This window comes from Mycobacterium colombiense (assembly GCF_003284975.1).
Lineage (GTDB): Bacteria > Actinomycetota > Actinomycetes > Mycobacteriales > Mycobacteriaceae > Mycobacterium > Mycobacterium europaeum_A.
Map to the genome: position 1 here is coordinate 37849 of NZ_QMEU01000007.1, position 16060 is coordinate 53908.

Genomic DNA, 16060 nt, shown 5'->3' on the forward strand with positions numbered 1-16060 from the left:
AGGGGTCGGTACCCTCAGAAAGTCCAAGGGAGGCGTGCCAGAGCGGCCGAATGGGGCTCACTGCTAATGAGTTGTCCCCCTCAAAGGGGACCGGAGGTTCAAATCCTCTCGCCTCCGCTAGATCCTTTAGCGGCAACACGGAACGACAACTGAAGAACAGGCGCCCGTAGCTCAACGGATAGAGCATCTGACTACGGATCAGAAGGTTAGGGGTTCGAATCCCTTCGGGCGCGCACACTAGCTCAGGGTCGGGCAACCCGAAATGATTCGAATCGTTCAGACCCAGTTTCTTGTCGGCGCGGTTTTCCGTCGATACCTTCCGCCCATGACAATCAGCATTGAGCAAATCGGTGGTGGCGCGGGCGGCGGTTTCCTGGGTGGCGGCGGTGCCGGTGGTTTCGTCGGTGGCGGCGGCGCGGGTGGCTTCCTGGGCGGTGGCGGCGCCGGCGGCTAGGCCCCCGACTCGCGCGCCCCGCCCGGCGAGACGATCGGGCCGGGTGGCGCATCCGGCGCGGCGCCGGGCCTCAAGTCCAGCTGCATCCACGCGACGTCGTGCCAGCCGCCGTGCTTCCATTCGACGCGGCGGTACAGCCCCGCGTCGACGAACCCGAACGCGCGGTGGAAGCCGGTGCTGGCCCCGTTGGGTTGGGTGATGCCGGCGAACGCCTGCCGGTAGCCCCGCTCGGTGAGCCTGCGCAACAGCTCGGTGTAGAGCGCGCGGCCCCCGCCGGTTCGGCGATGGCCGGCCTCTAGGTAGATCCCGGTCTCGGTCGACCACCGGTACGTGGCAAGGCGATTGAACGCGTGCCCGTAGGCGAAGCCGATCACCCGCCGATCGCGTTCCAGGACAAGCCATTCGTGGCCGGCCTGCGCGGCGGCGATGCGCGCGGCCATCTCGTTTTCGGTCGGGACGTCGATCTCCCAACTGATGACCGTGTGCTCGACGTACGGCCGGTAAATGGCAAGGCACGCAGCCGCATCCGCCGCAGCCGCCGGGCGGACCACGCCGCCGCTTGCGTGCACGTCGCCTCGCTACGGGCGGGGCTGGAACGGCTGGAACGGTCCCCGTCGGGGCGGTTGTGTCACGGTCTGCGTGACGGTGCTGGTTTCGGTGCTCGGCGAAACAGTGACCGTGCTCGGTGGCTCCGTGGTCGTGGGAGTGTCGGTGCTCGGCGGCGGCGCGGTCTCGGTCACCGTCTCGGTGGGGGCGCCGCCACCGCCGCCGTGGTGCCGCGGGGCGTGCGTCGTGGTGGTCACCGGCGTGGTGGTGGACGGGACGGCCGTCGTGGTGGTCGCGGGGCTGGGCGCCGGCGAGCCGCTGGTGAGCTTGACCACCGCGAACACCACCGCGGCCAGCAGGATCACCCCGAGGGCGCCGGCCGCGACCAGCGCCGCCGGACGGCGGTACCAGGGCGTCGGCGGCTCGGGCGGTGGGGCCTCGGGCTCGTAGGATCCGCCGTACCGCGCGGCCGCGGTGGGCTCGGAGTAGAAATCCGGTTCCTCGGGATAAGGCGGCACGAGACGAGATGTTAGTAGGTCAGGTCTCGCTGGAGATGAGGCCCAGCGCCCGCTCGAACAGATGCACCGTGGCCGCGTGCAACTGGTCGCCGACCTCCTTCTCCGCCTGTCCGGCGCACGCCCGGGCCAGCGTCCCCTCGATCACGATCCCGAGCTTGAAGCAGGCCAGCACGGTGTACCAGGTGATATGGGACAGGTCGCGGGCGGTGTTGGCGGCGTAGCGCTCGAAGAGCTCATCGGTGCCGGCCAGCCCGTCCTGGCCGCCCAGGGCATGACTGAACACGCTGGAACCGTCGGGCTGGCGCCAGGTGGCCAGCAGCCAGCCCAGGTCCAGCAGCGGATCCCCGATCGTGGACATCTCCCAGTCGACGATCGCGACCACCTCGGGCCCGGTCCGCGAGAACATCACGTTGGCGGCGTGGTAGTCGCCGTGCATGATGCCCGGGGTCCAATTGGCCGGCCGATGCCGTTCCAGCCAGGTGGACACCTCCTCGATGCCCGGGATGTCGGGCCCGGGGTAGCCCTCGTACTCGTTGTAGGACTCCAGCTCCGAAAGCCAGCGTGGCACCTGGCGTTCCAGGAAACCCTCCGGCTTGCCGAAGTCGGCCAGCCCCACCGCGACGTGGTCGACGGCGCCCAGCTTGGCCAGCGCGTCGGCCATCGACAGGCCCATCCCGTGGCGCACCTTGGCGTCGCCGGCGTGCAGCGGCGGCAGGCCCTCGCCCGCGTTGAAGCCGTCGACCGGGTCCATCAGGTAGAAGACGGCGTCGCCCAGCACGCTCGGGTCCTCGCAGGCGGCGATCAGGTGCGGATGCGGGACATCGGAACCGGCAAGTGCGGCAAGGACTTTCGTCTCCCGCAGGATCACGCTGTTGCTGCGCGGGCGCAAGTGCCGTGGCCCGCGCCGCAGCACGTATTGCCGGCCGGCCCTGGTGAATCGCAGCATCACGTTCTGGGTGCCGCCGGTGACGTTGGAAACGTTCTGCAAGGGCCCCTCACCGAGCCCCTGCCCGGACATCCACTGCGCTACGGCTTCCAGATTCACGGGTTCCACTCGTCAGCCCTTCGGGTGCGGCGTGTATCGGACGGTTTGCGCTCGGATCATGCCGTCACGGAACACGAAGGTGTCCACGCCGTCGTCGACCCGGTTGACGGCCGAATCAGCCGTCCACACCAGGAACAGCACGTCTTCGTCGACAAGCTGAGTTCTCAAGTCCCACTGGGCGTTCGGCAGGTCGGCGAGCAGCTTCTGGAACACCTGACGGATGGCGTGCTTGCCGCGGGCGATGCCGGCGGGGCTGATCACCACGGAATCCTCGGCGTAGTCCGCAACGATCTCGTCGAGGTCGCCCGCGGCCAGTGCGGCGCCGTGGTGGGCGAACACCTCCTGCGGCGTGCGCGACGGGATGGGCGTCATGGCACTCCCTTTGCAACCTGTGGACCGTCTGGGAAAAAGACTAGGACAGCGGCGACGGGCGGCCTCGGGCGGCGGTGACTGGAAGAATAGTGTGCGTAACTTACTTTCTGGGGAAGGGAACTGGCCATGCCGCGGACCGACGATGATTCCTGGGAGATCACTCAAAGCGTGGGCGCCACCGCGCTGGGTGTCGCCGCGGCTCGCGCGGCCGAGACCGAGAGCGAGAACCCGCTGATCAGCGATCCGTTCGCGCGGGTGTTCGTCGACGCCGCGGGCGAGGGGATGTGGAGCATCTACGCCGATCCCGCGCTGCTGGCCAAGGCCGGCGACATCGAGCCGGATCTGCGCGACCGGCTGCAACTGATGGTCGACTTCATGGCCACCCGGACGGCGTTCTTCGACGAGTTCTTCCTCGGCGCCGCCGAGGCCGGCGTTCGGCAGGTGGTGATCCTGGCGGCCGGCCTGGACGCGCGCAGTTGGCGGCTGCCGTGGCCCGACGGCACGGTCGTCTACGAGCTCGACCAGCCCAAGGTGCTGGAATTCAAGTCCGAGACACTGCGCGAGCACGGCGCGGAACCGAAGGCGCGGCTGGTCAACGTTGCGATAGACCTACGTCAGGATTGGCCGAAAGCGCTGCAGGAGGCGGGATTTGACGCCTCGAAGCCCGCCGTCTGGTCGGCCGAGGGACTGGTTCGCTACCTGCCGGCGCAGGCCCAGGACCTGCTGTTCGAGCGGATCGACTCGCTGAGCGTCGCGGGCAGTTGGCTCGCCTCCAACGTGCCCGACTCCGGGTTCACCGACCCCGGCCGGGTGCAGCGGCAGCGTGACGACATGCGACGGATGCGGGCGGCGGCCGCCGAGCTGGTCAACGCCGAGATCACGGACTTCGACGACCTCTGGTACGCCGAGGAGCGCACGCCGGTGGACGCCTGGCTGCGCGAGCGCGGCTGGGATGTCACGACGGCGTCGTTCGCGGAGTTGATGGCGCGGTATGACCGCAGCGTGCCGCAGGGGGCGGAGGACTCCATGCCGCCCACCCTCTACGTGTCCGCGCAGCGAACGGCGAGGGAGATCAAATCCCCTTAGGGGCAACGTTTCTCACCACCGTCGCCGGCCACCGGTACGCTCGCCGTCATGGCTGCCCGACGCGCCCGGCTCAGCGACGTGCACGAGATCGCCGCCGCGATGCCGCACGTTAAGCGCCTGGAGGGACCCAAGGGCAACGCCATTTACCAGGTGGGCGGGAAGTCGTTCGTCTTTTTCCGCACGCCCCGGCCCGACGCGACCGATCCGGACACCGGCGAACGCTATGCCGACGTGATCATGCTCTGGGTGGAATCGGAGAGCGACAAGTTGGCGCTGGTTTCCGATCCCGAATCGCCGTTTTTCACCACGGACCACTTCGACGGGCACCCCTCGGTCCTGGTGCGGGCCAGTCGGCTGGGCGAAATCAGCAGAACCGAATTAGCTGAGTTGATCCAGGACGCCTGGCTGTCCCGGGCGTCGAAGAAGCGGGCCGCGACCTGGCTCGCTGATCACCTCTGACGCGGTGAGTCGTGCCGACAAGCACTGCCGCATAACCAATTGCATGTTTAGACATAAGTCGAATGGGTAACTTCACGTCCACGAGAAACTTCTTCTCGTCCACATTGGAGGTCACGATGCGTGGCAGCGGGATCATCGGAACGGTTGCGTTGGTGTGGTTGCTGATCGGAGTCTTCGCGGCGTGGCAGCGCGACTACTTCAAAAACGACAACACATCATGCGCCTCGGCGGGCACGGTTGCGGTGACCGTGATCGCCGGACCCTTGAATTACTTCGGTGTCAATCCGAAAGTCACGGATTGCCATCTGCCGCAACCAAGTTCAATGCAATCGATCAACCTCTAACCGCTCACTCAAAAGGAAGTCGACATGGTTATCTTAGGGATTGTCCTGCTTATTCTCGGATACTTTTTCCACGTACCGATTCTGACCACGCTGGGCATCGTGTTGCTGGTCATCGGCGCGATCCTGTGGATCCTGGGCTCGGTCGGCCGCCCGGTCGCCGGCCGGCGCTATTGGTATTAACGGCTTGACTGAAGAACAAATCGCGCGACTGCTCAGCAGTCGCGCGATTTGTTTCACAGGCCACGCATAGGGTTGGCATAGCCGCGGCTCAGCCGTCGGCGGATACTGGAACTTGTGACGCAGCCCCGAGCCTCGGTAGAGCGGGTTGTCATGTGCCGTGCGGACGGCAACCCGATCAACGTTTTGGTCGTCGACGACGAATCCGTCCTGGCCGACATGGTGTCAATGGCACTGCGGTACGAGGGCTGGAACATCTCCACCGCCGGCGACGGCGCGTCGGCCATCGCTTCGGCCCGCTCACAGCGGCCCGACGTGGTGGTTCTCGACGTGATGCTGCCCGACATGAGCGGGCTCGACGTCTTGCACAAACTGCGCGAGGAGAACCCGCAGCTGCCGGTGCTGCTGCTCACCGCCAAGGACGCGGTCGAAGACCGCATCGCCGGGCTGACCGCCGGTGGCGACGACTACGTCACCAAACCGTTCAGCATCGAAGAGGTCGTGCTGCGGCTGCGGGCGCTGTTGCGCCGCACCGGGGTCACCACGGTGGACAGCGGCGCACAGCTGGTGGTCGGGGACCTGGTGCTCGACGAGGACAGCCACGAGGTCACCCGCGCCGGCGAACCAATTTCGTTGACTTCCACCGAGTTTGAGCTCCTGCGCTTCATGATGCGCAATTCCAAGCGGGTGCTGAGCAAGGCCCAAATCCTGGACCGGGTATGGAGTTACGACTTCGGCGGCCGATCCAACATCGTCGAGCTCTACATTTCCTACCTGCGCAAGAAGATCGACAACGGCCGAGAGCCGATGATCCACACGCTGCGCGGCGCGGGTTATGTCCTTAAGCCGGCCCGCTGACGCGCGGCGAGTCTGGTCGCTGCGGCTGCGGCTGCTGGTCGGACAGATCGTCGTCCTGGCCATCGTCTGTGTGGGCATCACCGCGGCAACCGAGCTGGCGCTGCTCCACCACCTGGTGGCACAGCTCGACGGACAGCTGGCCGGCACCTCCTATCGCTCGGCGCTGATGTATCCCGAGCCGCCGCATTCGGGCTGGCGGCATCAGCACGTCTATCCACGGCCGGGGCCCGGTCCGCGGTTCCTCGATGCCCCGGGGCAGCCGGCGGGCATGGTGGCGGCGGTGGTCAGCCACGGCAACACGGTGGACGCCGGTTACACCACGAGCAGCGGCGACCGGGCCGAGCTGAGCCCCGCCGCCCAGCAGCAGCTGTCCGCGATCGCCGACCGTCGCAAGCCGGTGACGCTGAACCTGGACGGGCTGGGCCGCTACCGGGTCGTCGCCGCCCCGAGCCGAAATGGCGGCGACGTCATCGTCACCGGCCTGTCGATGGCCAACATCGACACCACCCTGATGCGGATGCTGGTCATCTTCGCCATCGTGACGGTCATCGCGCTGGTCGCCGCCACCACGGCCGGGGTGATCATCATCCGGCGGGCGCTGGCGCCGTTGCGCCGCGTCGCGCAGACCGCGAGCAAGGTAGCCGGCTTGCCGCTGGCGCGCGGCGAGGTCGAACTGCCGGTGCGCGTGCGCGAGTCCGACGCCAATCCGTCCACCGAGGTGGGGCAACTCGGCGCCGCCCTCAACCAGATGCTTGACCACATCGCCGCCGCCCTGTCGGCGCGGCAGGCCAGCGAGACGCGGGTTCGCCAGTTCGTCGCCGATGCCAGTCACGAACTGCGCACGCCGCTTGCGGCGATCCGCGGCTACACCGAACTGACGCAGCGGATGGGCGACGATCGCGAGGCGGTGGCGCAGGCGATGAGCCGGGTGGCGTCCGAGACCGAACGGATGACGCGCCTCGTCGAGGACCTGCTGCTGCTGGCCCGGCTGGATTCGGGCCGGCCGTTGGAACGCGAACCGGTGGATCTGTCGCGGTTGGCCGTGGACGCGGTCAACGACGCACACGTCGCCGGACCCGATCATCAGTGGGAACTCGACCTGCCCGAAGAACCGGTGGTCGTCACAGGGGATGCGGCGCGGCTACACCAGGTGCTGACCAATCTGCTCGCCAACGCCCGCGTCCACACCGGGGCGGGCACCATCGTCACCACGCGGTTGAGCACCGAGCCGTCGCACACCGTGCTGCAGGTCATCGACAACGGGCCCGGCATCCCGGCGGCGCTGCAATCCGAGGTCTTCGAGCGGTTCGCCCGCGGCGACTCTTCGCGCTCGCGCAAGGGCGGTAGCACCGGGCTGGGTTTGGCGATCGTCTCCGCGGTTGTCAAGGCGCACAACGGGACGATCGATGTGGACAGCGCGCCGGGGCGGACCGAGTTCACGGTGCGGTTGCCACCCAATGGATGGCAACCGCCCGCCCGCGATTCTTAGCTCAGGAGCAAGTCGCGTCGATTTCGAACGGCTTGCTCACCTGTTGCATCGGGTTAGCCATGTCGACGCCGCTGGCGGTGCCGGTGACCTTGTAGGTGTTGCCGTCCTTGGTCGCCGAGGCGTTGCCCTGACTACCTTGCGCGTACTGAAGCGTCACGCCGTTGACGTTGCCGAGCTGGACCGCCTTCACCGCGAGCGGATTGGCGTCGGCGAGCACGACACTGATCCCGGTTTGGTTCCCACCGACCGCGATTGAGATGTTGCCGCCAGCCTTGGTGCAGACAGTCGTGCCTTGAACGTTCTGATCCTTGCCGTCGATGATGACCTTCGACGAGTTGTTGCCGCCGGCCGACACGGAGCCTCCCGGCACCGAGGTCGAAACGCCATTTGATTTGTTACTCGAACAGCCCGAAATACCCGCGGCAAGAATCGCCGCTCCAGCAACCGCGACCGTCAGTTGACGCTTCACCTGTTCTCCTTTGCCCGATAGTTGCGGTCCTCGGCATTGAGGGCCGTCTGGGCAGTATGCGGGTTAACTGGGTCGGGATCCAGAACCCGCAGAAATTGTTGCTGTGTTCATTAATTGGACGGCGAAAAGCCGCCCGAACCACCTCGATCTAGGCCGCTTTAATGGCAAGGTACGACGGTGGACCACAAGCCTCCCAGCGCAGTCATCGAGTCGGCCCATCGCGACCACGATCTGCCATTGCATGACCAAACGGACTTCGCCGACGCCGACCGCGGATTCATCGCCGCCCTGTCACCGTGCGTGATCACAGCGGCCGACGGGCGGGTGGTGTGGGACAACGACGCCTACTCGTTTTTGAGTGGTGCCGCCCCGACATCTGTTCATCCCGGCCTCTGGCGGCAGTCGACGCTGGCCGCCAAGCAAGGCCTCTACGAAGTGGTGCCGGGCATCTATCAGGTTCGCGGACTGGACATCTCCAATATCACCTTCGTGGAGTCCGACAGCGGCATCATTGTCATCGACCCCTTGGTGTCCACCGAGGTGGCTGCGGCCGCGCTGGCGTTGTACCGCACCCAACGAGGCGGTGACCGCCCCGTGGTGGCGGTGATCTACACCCATAGCCACGTCGATCATTTCGGCGGCGTACTGGGCGTCACCTCGCAGGCGGAGGTGGATTCCGGTGCGGTGACGGTGTTGGCGCCGGACGGCTTCGTCGAGCACGCGGTGTCCGAAAACGTCTATGCCGGTCCGGCGATGCTGCGACGCGCGACCTACATGTACGGCGTGTCGCTGGAGCGCGGACCGCAGGGCCATGTGGGTTGCGGGCTCGGACAGGCCACGTCCACGGGCGAGGTGGCCCTGATCGTGCCGACCGTCGACATCCGCGAGACCGGTGAGAGGCACACCATCGACGGCGTGGAGATCGAGTTCCAGATGGCGCCCGGCACCGAGGCGCCCGCCGAAATGCATTTCTATTTCCCCCGTTTCCGCGCGTTGTGCATGGCCGAGAATGCGACGCACAACCTGCACAACCTGCTGACCCTGCGGGGCGCGCTGGTGCGCGATCCGCACGCGTGGTCCGGTTATCTCACCGAAGCGATCGACACGTTCGCCGAGCGTGCCGACGTGGTCTTCGCTTCGCATCATTGGCCGACCTGGGGACGGGACAGCATCGTCGAATTCCTGTCACTGCAGCGCGACATGTACGCGTATTTGCACGACCAGACACTGCGCTTGCTGAACCAGGGCCACACCGGCGTCGAGATCGCCGAAATGTTCCAGATGCCACCGGCTCTCGAGCGGGCCTGGCACACACACGGCTATTACGGATCGGTGAGCCACAACGTGAAGGCGATCTACCAGCGCTACATGGGCTGGTTCGACGGCAACCCCGGCCGGCTGTGGCCTCATCCGCCCGAAGCGCTCGCGCCGCGGTATGTCGAGGCGATGGGCGGAATCGACCGTGCGGTCGAACTCGCGCGGGTTGCGCTCGAGGCCGGCGACTTCCGCTGGGCCGCGACGCTGCTGGACCACGCAATCTTCACCGACGCCGAACACGCCGGCGCACGGGATCTCTACGCCGACACCCTCGAGCAGCTGGCCTACGGGGCCGAGAACGCGACGTGGCGCAACTTCTTTCTGAGCGGGGCAACGGAATTGCGCGACGGGACCTTCGGCACCGCGGGCCAGGTCGCATCGCCCACGCTGCTGTCCCAACTGACGCCGGAGCAGATCTTCGACGGCCTGGCGATCCGCGTCAACGGACCGCGCAGCTGGGATCTGGACATCGCCATCGACATCGCCTTCGCCGACGCCGCGGTCAACTATCGACTTAACCTGCGCAACGGGGTCCTGGTTCGGCGCAAGGTGGCGCCCGATCCCGCCACCGCCACCGTTACGGTCAAGCTAGCCAACAAGATTCGGCTGCTCGCTGTGGCGACGGGGGATTTCAGCTCACCGGGCCTGGAGATATCCGGGGATCAGGGCGCGCTGCAGGCCCTGCTGGGTGTGCTCGACGAACCGGACCCGAATTTCAACATCGTCACGCCGTGACGCCGCGTCACGCGACGTCGATTACCACCTTGCCGAGCACCTTGCGGTCGGCCACATGCCGTAATGCCGCCGCGGTCTCCGAGAGCGGGAATCGCGCGCCGATGTACGGCCGCACCGTGCCGGCGGCGAACATCTGCGCCAACTCCGCCAGGTCGCGCACGGCGTCGTCAGGCCGGTCGGTCATGAAGGTCCGGATCTCCATGCCACGCACGCAGATGTCTTTCAGCAGAATGAGATTGAGCGGAATGGCCGGGATGGAGCCCGCGGCGTAGCCCAGCGTGACGAAGGTGCCGCCGCGCGCGAGACCGCGCAGCGCCGGCTCCGAATACGGTCCGCCCACCGGGTCCAGCACCACCCGGGCGCTGTCCCCGGTGAGTTCACGGATGCGGGTCTTCAGGTCCTCGCGGTCGTAATCCACGGTCGACTCGGCCCCGCGGCGCCGGCACAGCTCGAGCTTCTCCGGGCTCGACGCGGCCGCCAGCACCCGAGCCCCCATCGCGACCCCAAGGTCCACCGCGGCCAGCCCCACGCCGCCGGCGGCCCCGAGCACGACCACCCAATCGCCCTGCGTAACAGCGGCCGTCGAGCGCAGCGCGTGATAGGCCGTGCGGTAGGTGACGCCGAAGGCGGCGGCCGAGGCGAAATCGGCGTCGTCGGGCATGAGCGCGGCCTGGCTCGCGTCGAGCAGCGCCTGTTCGGCGAACGCTCCGAAGGTGGTACCGGAAACACGCTGCCCCGGACGGAACGGCGCACCCTCGCCGACGGCGATGACCTCCCCGGCGATCTCGTTGCCGGGTATGAAGGGGGGCGGGATTTTGACCTGATACTTGCCGGCGATGAACAACACGTCGGGAAAGTTGACCGCGGCGGCGCGGACCCGCACCAGCAGTTGGCCGGGAGCCGCAACGGGATCGGGCACGTCGTCGATCACCAGGTCCTCGGGCGTGCCATAGGAACGACAGATCACCGCGCGCATCAACTGACCCCCAATCCCCGTAAACAGAACCGCACCACGTGGGCGATGTCGTCGGCACCGGGCTGCTCGGCCGAACCCACGTAGCGACGCATGGTTGCGGCGGTGCAGCTGAACACCGCCTCGACATCCCGCTCGACGTCGGTACTGCCCAGCGCCGCAATGGGTTCGACGAGCAGCTCGCGAAGCGGCCGCATCATCTCCTGATCGGCCGCGCGCCAAGTGGTGCCGGCCGCCATCTGGCCGGCCGCCGCACGGGTCATGCTGATCAGGTGCGGGTCGGCCACCTGCGCCAGCGTGCCCTCGATCCACCGCATGACCTTGGCGCGCGGCTGCGATTCCTTGGCCATCTGGTGCTCGAGATAGGACACCACGATCGCCACCCCGCGTTCCATCACCGCCAGGATCAGGTCGTCCTTGCCGGCGAAATAACGGTAGAACGCCTTGTTCGACGAGCCCGCCTCGGCGACGATGTCGCTGACGCGGGGCGGTTCGGGCGCGACGCGTTCCATGACGCGCACCGCGGCGGCCAGGATGCGTTCCACCTCCTCGGTGGCCCCGCGCTGGCGGTCGTCGAGCGCCCGCTCGACCGCCGCGGTCACTCGGTCAGAGGTCAACGAGCTCACCGTATTTGGCGCGCGCCGCCGCGCGCCGCACATCCAGCATCTCGCTGGGCCAGTCGCCTTCTTCGGCCTCGTAGCCTTTGAGCAGCATCCGGGCCAGGTTCACCTTGTGCGCCTCGGTGGGCCCGTCGGCAAGGCCCAGCGCGATGCCGCCGAGCAGGACGCTGACCAAGGGCAGCTGATCGGTGAGCCCCAGCGCGCCGTGCACCTGGATCGCGCGCAGGGCAATCGATTTGAGCACCTGCGAGGCCAGGATCTTGCATGCGGCGATCTCCGCCCGGGCGGCGCGCTCGTCACCCTGGTCGATCAACCACGCCGCGTGCAGCACGGTCAGCCGGAACGGTATCAGCTCGGTGTAGGAGTCGGCGACGAACTCCTGGACCAGTTGTTTGTCGGCCAGCAGGCTGCCTTGGGTGAAGCGGCTTTTCGCCCGGCGCGACATGATCTCGACGGCGCGTTGCGCCATCCCGATGGAGCGCATCGCGTGGTGCAGCCGCCCGCCGGCCAGCCGGGTCTGCAATATCAGGAAGCCCTGTCCGGGCTCTCCGAGCAACGCGTCGGACGGCACTCGCACGTCGTTGTAGTGCACCAGGGAATGGCCCGGCTCGTGCGGGTCGGCGCCGACCAGATGGTGGTTGGCCTCCAATACCAGTCCCTCGGCGCTGGCGGGGATCAGGAACGTCGACGCGCCGGTATGCACCGGCACGTCGGGGTCGGTGATCGCGACGACGATGAAAAAGGAGGCGACGGAGGCGTTGGAGGAGAAGTACTTTCGCCCGGTGATCACCCAGTCGCCGCCGTCGCGCACCGCCCGGGTGGTGAAGACTCGCGGATCGGCGCCACCCTGCGGCTCGGTCATCGAGAAACACGAGAAGATCTCGCCGGACAGCAGACCCGCCAGGTAACGGTCCTTTTGCTCCTGCGTGCCGAAGCGGGCGATGATCTCGGCGTTGCCGGTGTCGGGAGCCTGCGTCCCGAACACGATCGGCGCCCAGGGGCTGCGGCCCAGGATCTCGTTGATCAGCGTCAGTTTGACCGCGCCGAAGCCCTGCCCACCCAATTCCGGCCCCAGATGCGGTGCCCACAAACCCTTGTCGCGCACCTGCTGTTTGAGCGGGTCGACAATGCGGCGCCGCTCGTCGTTCAGCGGCAGAAATTCACACCCGGGAAATAGCACCTCGAGCGGTTCCACCTCGTCGCGAACGAACCCGCGGATCCATTCGAGCTTCTCCTCGAATTCGGGCTCGGTTGAAAAGTCCCAGGGCATGGCCCAACCTCCTGCTCGCTAAGGGATTCCGCCGTCGGCCCGCAGAATCGAGCCGGTGGTGAAGCTGGACGCATCGGAGGCCAAAAACAATGCGGCGCCGACGATTTCGCGCGGGTCACCCGCGCGCTCCAAGGAAAGATGCTGGAACGGATTCTGATGTGCCGCATCCAGATTCCAGGCCTTGCTGACATCGGTGAGGAACGGCCCGGCCATCAGGGTGTTGACCCGCACCGCCGGCCCGAACGCCTTCGCCAGCGCCTCGGTCATGGCATTGAGCCCGGCCTTGGCCGCGGCGTAGGGGATGATGTCTGGCGTCGGTCGCAACGATCCGGCCGTGCTCACGTTGATGATCGAACCCCGACCGGCCGCCACCATGCGCTCACCGACCAACGCCGACAACCGGAACGGGCCCTTGAGGTTGAGATTGACCACGGCGTCGAACAACTTCTCGGTCACGTCGGTGAGCTTGTCGTACAGCGGCGACATGCCGGCGTTGTTGATCAGCGTGTCGACTTTGCCGAACCGCTCGTAGGTCGCCTCCACCAAGCCGTCTAGCTGATCCCAGCGCCCCACGTGCACCTGATACGGCATGACCGCACGGCCGGTCTCGGCCTCGATCTCGTTGGCGGTGGACACGCAGTTGTCCAGGTTGCGGCTGGCGATCACGACGTGCGCTCCGCAGCGGGCCGCGCCGAACGCCATCTCACGCCCCAGTCCGCGGCTGCCGCCGGTGATCAGTATGACCCGGTCGGTGAGGTCGAAAAGCTGGTCGGCATAACCCATTTCAGGACACCGTGTGAGATCGGGCCAGCTCGGCCGCGGTGGCGATGAGCTGCAGGATCATCGGGCCGAACGCCTCGGTGATCTTCGGGTCGACTCCTCCTTTTTGCGAGCCGGTCCGTATCCCGGCCGCGTAGGTCTTCTCCAGCACGATGCCTAGTTTCCAGTTGGCCAGCACCAGGTAGTAGTCGATGTTTTCGGTGGACAACCCGCTGACGGATTCGTAGTGCTCCAGGAGCTCGCTGCGCGTGGGCATCCCGCGCATGTCGAGATAAAACCCGTCCTCGCGCGGCCTTTCACCGTCGTAGCCGAGCAGGCACCACGCCAGGTCGAGCAGCGGATCACCGACCGTGGTCATCTCCCAGTCCACGATCGCGGCCAACCGCGCCGGCTCGCCATGGGCGAACATCACGTTGGCGAACTGATAGTCGCCGTGCATGATGCCCGCCCGGTAATGCGCCGGATGGTTGCGGCGCAGCCAGTCGGAGGCCACGTCCAGGCCGGGCAGCTCGCGGACCTGGTACGCGTCGAGGAACGCCAGCCACCGATCGACCTGCCGCTCGTGGAATCCATCCGGGCGGCCAAAGCCTTCGAGTCCTTGTTTGCGCCAATCCACTCGGCCCAGCTTGGCCGCGCCGTCGACCAATTGGAAGGCCAGGCCGCGGCGGGCCTCGAGGTCGGTGTCGAACGGCGATTGCCACCCGCCGTCCATCGGGCTCCACCCGTCGATCGCCTGCATGACATAAAACGGCATGCCGAGCACGCTGCCGGTGTCGTCGGCGGCGATCAGCGCCGCGTGCGGGACATCGGTGCCGGACAGCGCCCGCACCAGTCGGATCTCCCGCAGCAGCCCATCGATGCGGGCGGCGTCGGCGCGCGCGCTGGGCATCCGCAACACCATCCTCGCCCGCGCCTCCGACGGACCGCGCTCGATCAGGTAAAGGGTGTTCTGCGAGCCGCCCTTGAGCTGGGTCAACCGCGGTTCCTCGCCGCCACCCGGGGCGTTGTTTGCATCCAGCCAGCGGGCGAGGACGCCCGCGTCGAGTCCCGGTTCGCCCACCCGAGTCACCGTCCAACCATCGCCGCACACCCCAATCTCCATATGGAGAATAGCATTCTCCGCGCCGGTCGCGGCCGTGCCGATCAGTGTGGCTTGTGCGCGCTCAGCAGGAACCCTGGGGCCATGAAGTGGCCCTCGTCGTCGTGCTCCAGGTGGGCCAGCGGACCGTCCGACGAGCCGCCGGTGTCGTCGTTGCCGTACACCTTCGCCGCGCGCAGGTCGTCGACGCGCCACAGCGTCGCGACCGCGTCGTGCAACTCGGATTCGGTGAAGCCGGGCGGCCCCGGCCGGTCCGAATGGGCGTCGTCCAGCGCTCCGGCCGCGAAGGCCAGGATGTAGAGCGCGGCTCCCGGCGCGGCGGCCCGAAAGATGGAGTGGATGTAGTCCTGGTGCCGGTCGGCCGGCAGCGCGTGGAACAGGCCGCTGTCGAGAATCGTGGCGAAGCGGCCGTCATAGCCACCGAAGTCGGTGACGTCGGCCTGCGCGAAGGTCGCCGTGCTCAGTCCCCGCTCGGCGGCCGCGGCGGTGGCCGCCCGAATTGCGGTCGCGCTGGCGTCCAGGCCGACGACGGTGTGGCCGAGCGCGGCCAGGGTCAGCGAGAGCGCGGCATGCCCGCAGCCGGAGTCCAGCACCTCGCTGCGCACCTTGCCCTGATCGATGAGACGGGCCAGCTCCGGTTGGGGCCGGCCGATGCTCCACGGCGGCGGCACGGCCTGTCGGTAGGTGGCGTCCCAATCCCTGTCCGGTTCGGTCATCCGTCCTCCTTGAGATCGGCGTCGCCGGGCGCGGTGAGAAACTGGCGCTGCCCACCATCGAACGACGGGACGAAATATGCAAGTGCTTCTGGTCCGGCACGCGTTGCCGTTGCGCAGCGAACACGGCCAAGGTTCCGATCCGGACCTGTCCGAGCAGGGGCTGGCCCAGATCGAACGACTACCCAAGGGGCTCGCCAGGTTTCCCATTGCGCGGGTGGTGAGTAGCCCGCAGCGCCGGGCCATCCAGACCGCCGAACCGGTCGCGGCGGATCGCGGGCTGCGCGTCGAGATCGACAATCGCTTCGCCGAGTACGACCGCGACCTTCCGGTGTACATCCCGGTCGAGCAGATCCGCGCGGAGATGCCGGAGGAGTGGGCGCGCCTGGCGCAGGGGCATCTGCCGAGCGCGGTCGACGAGGACGCTTTTCGCGCCCGGGTGCGCGCCGCGATCGACGACCTCGTCGCGGCCGCCGACCCCGAAGACACGGTGGCGGTGTTCAGCCATGGCGGGGTCATCAACGTCCTGCTGCATGAAATTCTGGGTACCGCCCGCCTGCTGTCCTTCCCCGTCGATTACGCGTCGGTGACTCGGCTGTTGTTCTCCCGGTCCGGTCAAGCGACGGTGGCCGCGGTCAACACCACCGAACACGTCTGGGACCTGTTGCCACGAAACCAGAGGTTGCTCGACGACGATGCGGGCCGTGACAGCGCCTGAACGCCCAGGCCCACAAGT

The 16060-nt window shown here is 67.3% G+C and carries 20 protein-coding genes and 2 tRNA genes; 11 read left to right on the forward strand and 11 right to left on the reverse strand.

Annotated elements, in window-relative coordinates:
* Nucleotides 1–28: 28 nt before the first annotated feature.
* From DQP58_RS04600 to DQP58_RS27375, 3 genes are all read left to right on the forward strand, one after another.
* Nucleotides 29–117 (forward strand) — tRNA-Ser (locus tag DQP58_RS04600).
* 43 nt (nt 118–160) lie between these two features.
* Nucleotides 161–233 (forward strand) — tRNA-Arg (locus DQP58_RS04605).
* 92 nt (nt 234–325) lie between these two features.
* Nucleotides 326–454 (forward strand): hypothetical protein, encoded by a 129-nt coding sequence (locus DQP58_RS27375; RefSeq protein WP_255361718.1) that lies wholly within the window; start codon nt 326–328, stop codon nt 452–454.
* Here DQP58_RS27375 and DQP58_RS04615 read toward each other — a convergent pair.
* From DQP58_RS04615 to DQP58_RS04630, 4 genes are read right to left on the reverse strand one after another with little or no spacing between them, the layout of a single operon-like run.
* Nucleotides 451–1023 carry a GNAT family N-acetyltransferase gene (locus DQP58_RS04615; RefSeq protein ID WP_240629561.1) on the reverse strand — a complete coding sequence of 191 codons (573 nt, stop codon included), beginning with the start codon at nt 1021–1023 and terminating at the stop codon, nt 451–453. The two genes, DQP58_RS27375 and DQP58_RS04615, sit on opposite strands and share 4 nt — an antisense overlap.
* Nucleotides 1024–1032: 9 nt before the next feature.
* A complete protein-coding gene (locus DQP58_RS04620) occupies nt 1033–1518 on the reverse strand; it encodes a hypothetical protein (RefSeq protein ID WP_112707317.1) in 486 nt (161 codons plus the stop codon).
* Between the two features lie 19 nt (nt 1519–1537).
* Nucleotides 1538–2536 (reverse strand): phosphotransferase family protein, encoded by a 999-nt coding sequence (locus DQP58_RS04625; RefSeq protein ID WP_430915691.1) that lies wholly within the window; start codon nt 2534–2536, stop codon nt 1538–1540.
* 39 nt (nt 2537–2575) lie between these two features.
* Nucleotides 2576–2935 carry a nuclear transport factor 2 family protein gene (locus DQP58_RS04630; protein ID WP_112707319.1) on the reverse strand — a complete coding sequence of 120 codons (360 nt, stop codon included), beginning with the start codon at nt 2933–2935 and terminating at the stop codon, nt 2576–2578.
* A gap of 126 nt (nt 2936–3061) precedes the next feature.
* Between DQP58_RS04630 and DQP58_RS04635 the strand changes: the two genes are divergently transcribed.
* From DQP58_RS04635 to DQP58_RS04660, 6 genes are all read left to right on the forward strand, one after another.
* Nucleotides 3062–4021, forward strand: a complete 960-nt coding sequence (locus DQP58_RS04635) for a class I SAM-dependent methyltransferase (RefSeq protein ID WP_112707320.1) — start codon at nt 3062–3064, stop codon at nt 4019–4021.
* 48 nt (nt 4022–4069) lie between these two features.
* The gene (locus tag DQP58_RS04640; protein WP_112707321.1) at nt 4070–4480 is read left to right on the forward strand and encodes an MmcQ/YjbR family DNA-binding protein; all 411 of its coding nucleotides are present in this window, start codon (nt 4070–4072) and stop codon (nt 4478–4480) included.
* Nucleotides 4481–4584: 104 nt separating this feature from the next.
* On the forward strand, nt 4585–4824 hold the full coding sequence (locus tag DQP58_RS04645) for a hypothetical protein (protein WP_064880197.1): 240 nt from the start codon (nt 4585–4587) through the stop codon (nt 4822–4824).
* 24 nt (nt 4825–4848) lie between these two features.
* Entirely contained in the window at nt 4849–5004 is a 156-nt protein-coding gene (locus DQP58_RS04650) for a DUF6131 family protein (RefSeq protein WP_007771976.1), read from the forward strand.
* Between the two features lie 150 nt (nt 5005–5154).
* Complete coding sequence (locus DQP58_RS04655; RefSeq protein ID WP_064880192.1) at nt 5155–5859, forward strand: response regulator transcription factor; 705 nt, start codon at nt 5155–5157, stop codon at nt 5857–5859.
* Nucleotides 5837–7348, forward strand: coding sequence for a sensor histidine kinase (locus DQP58_RS04660; protein WP_112707322.1), 1512 nt, complete (start codon nt 5837–5839; stop codon nt 7346–7348). The genes DQP58_RS04655 and DQP58_RS04660 overlap by 23 nt, the downstream gene beginning before the upstream one ends.
* Nucleotide 7349: 1 nt before the next feature.
* Here the strand turns inward: DQP58_RS04660 and DQP58_RS04665 are convergent, their stop codons facing one another.
* On the reverse strand, nt 7350–7817 hold the full coding sequence (locus tag DQP58_RS04665) for a lipoprotein LpqH (RefSeq protein WP_112707323.1): 468 nt from the start codon (nt 7815–7817) through the stop codon (nt 7350–7352).
* Nucleotides 7818–7994: 177 nt separating this feature from the next.
* Between DQP58_RS04665 and DQP58_RS04670 the strand changes: the two genes are divergently transcribed.
* Nucleotides 7995–9869 carry an alkyl/aryl-sulfatase gene (locus DQP58_RS04670; protein WP_112707324.1) on the forward strand — a complete coding sequence of 625 codons (1875 nt, stop codon included), beginning with the start codon at nt 7995–7997 and terminating at the stop codon, nt 9867–9869.
* 7 nt (nt 9870–9876) lie between these two features.
* Here the strand turns inward: DQP58_RS04670 and DQP58_RS04675 are convergent, their stop codons facing one another.
* The 6 genes from DQP58_RS04675 to DQP58_RS04700 are packed head-to-tail and all read right to left on the reverse strand — an operon-like array spanning nt 9877 to nt 15327.
* Nucleotides 9877–10845: an NADPH:quinone oxidoreductase family protein gene (locus DQP58_RS04675; RefSeq protein WP_112707325.1), complete on the reverse strand. Its 969-nt coding sequence runs from the start codon at nt 10843–10845 to the stop codon at nt 9877–9879.
* The gene (locus DQP58_RS04680; protein ID WP_112707326.1) at nt 10845–11468 is read right to left on the reverse strand and encodes a TetR/AcrR family transcriptional regulator; all 624 of its coding nucleotides are present in this window, start codon (nt 11466–11468) and stop codon (nt 10845–10847) included. Before DQP58_RS04680 ends, DQP58_RS04675 begins: the two co-directional genes overlap by 1 nt.
* Nucleotides 11449–12732, reverse strand: a complete 1284-nt coding sequence (locus DQP58_RS04685) for an acyl-CoA dehydrogenase family protein (RefSeq protein ID WP_112707327.1) — start codon at nt 12730–12732, stop codon at nt 11449–11451. Before DQP58_RS04685 ends, DQP58_RS04680 begins: the two co-directional genes overlap by 20 nt.
* An 18-nt stretch (nt 12733–12750) precedes the next feature.
* Nucleotides 12751–13515: an SDR family NAD(P)-dependent oxidoreductase gene (locus DQP58_RS04690; protein WP_112707328.1), complete on the reverse strand. Its 765-nt coding sequence runs from the start codon at nt 13513–13515 to the stop codon at nt 12751–12753.
* 1 nt (nt 13516) lies between these two features.
* Nucleotides 13517–14614 carry a phosphotransferase family protein gene (locus DQP58_RS04695; protein WP_112707329.1) on the reverse strand — a complete coding sequence of 366 codons (1098 nt, stop codon included), beginning with the start codon at nt 14612–14614 and terminating at the stop codon, nt 13517–13519.
* 41 nt (nt 14615–14655) lie between these two features.
* Complete coding sequence (locus tag DQP58_RS04700) at nt 14656–15327, reverse strand: class I SAM-dependent methyltransferase (protein ID WP_112707330.1); 672 nt, start codon at nt 15325–15327, stop codon at nt 14656–14658.
* A gap of 76 nt (nt 15328–15403) precedes the next feature.
* Here DQP58_RS04700 and DQP58_RS04705 point away from each other — a divergent pair, with 76 nt between their 5' ends.
* Nucleotides 15404–16042: a histidine phosphatase family protein gene (locus tag DQP58_RS04705; RefSeq protein ID WP_112707331.1), complete on the forward strand. Its 639-nt coding sequence runs from the start codon at nt 15404–15406 to the stop codon at nt 16040–16042.
* Nucleotides 16043–16060 lie beyond the last annotated feature (18 nt).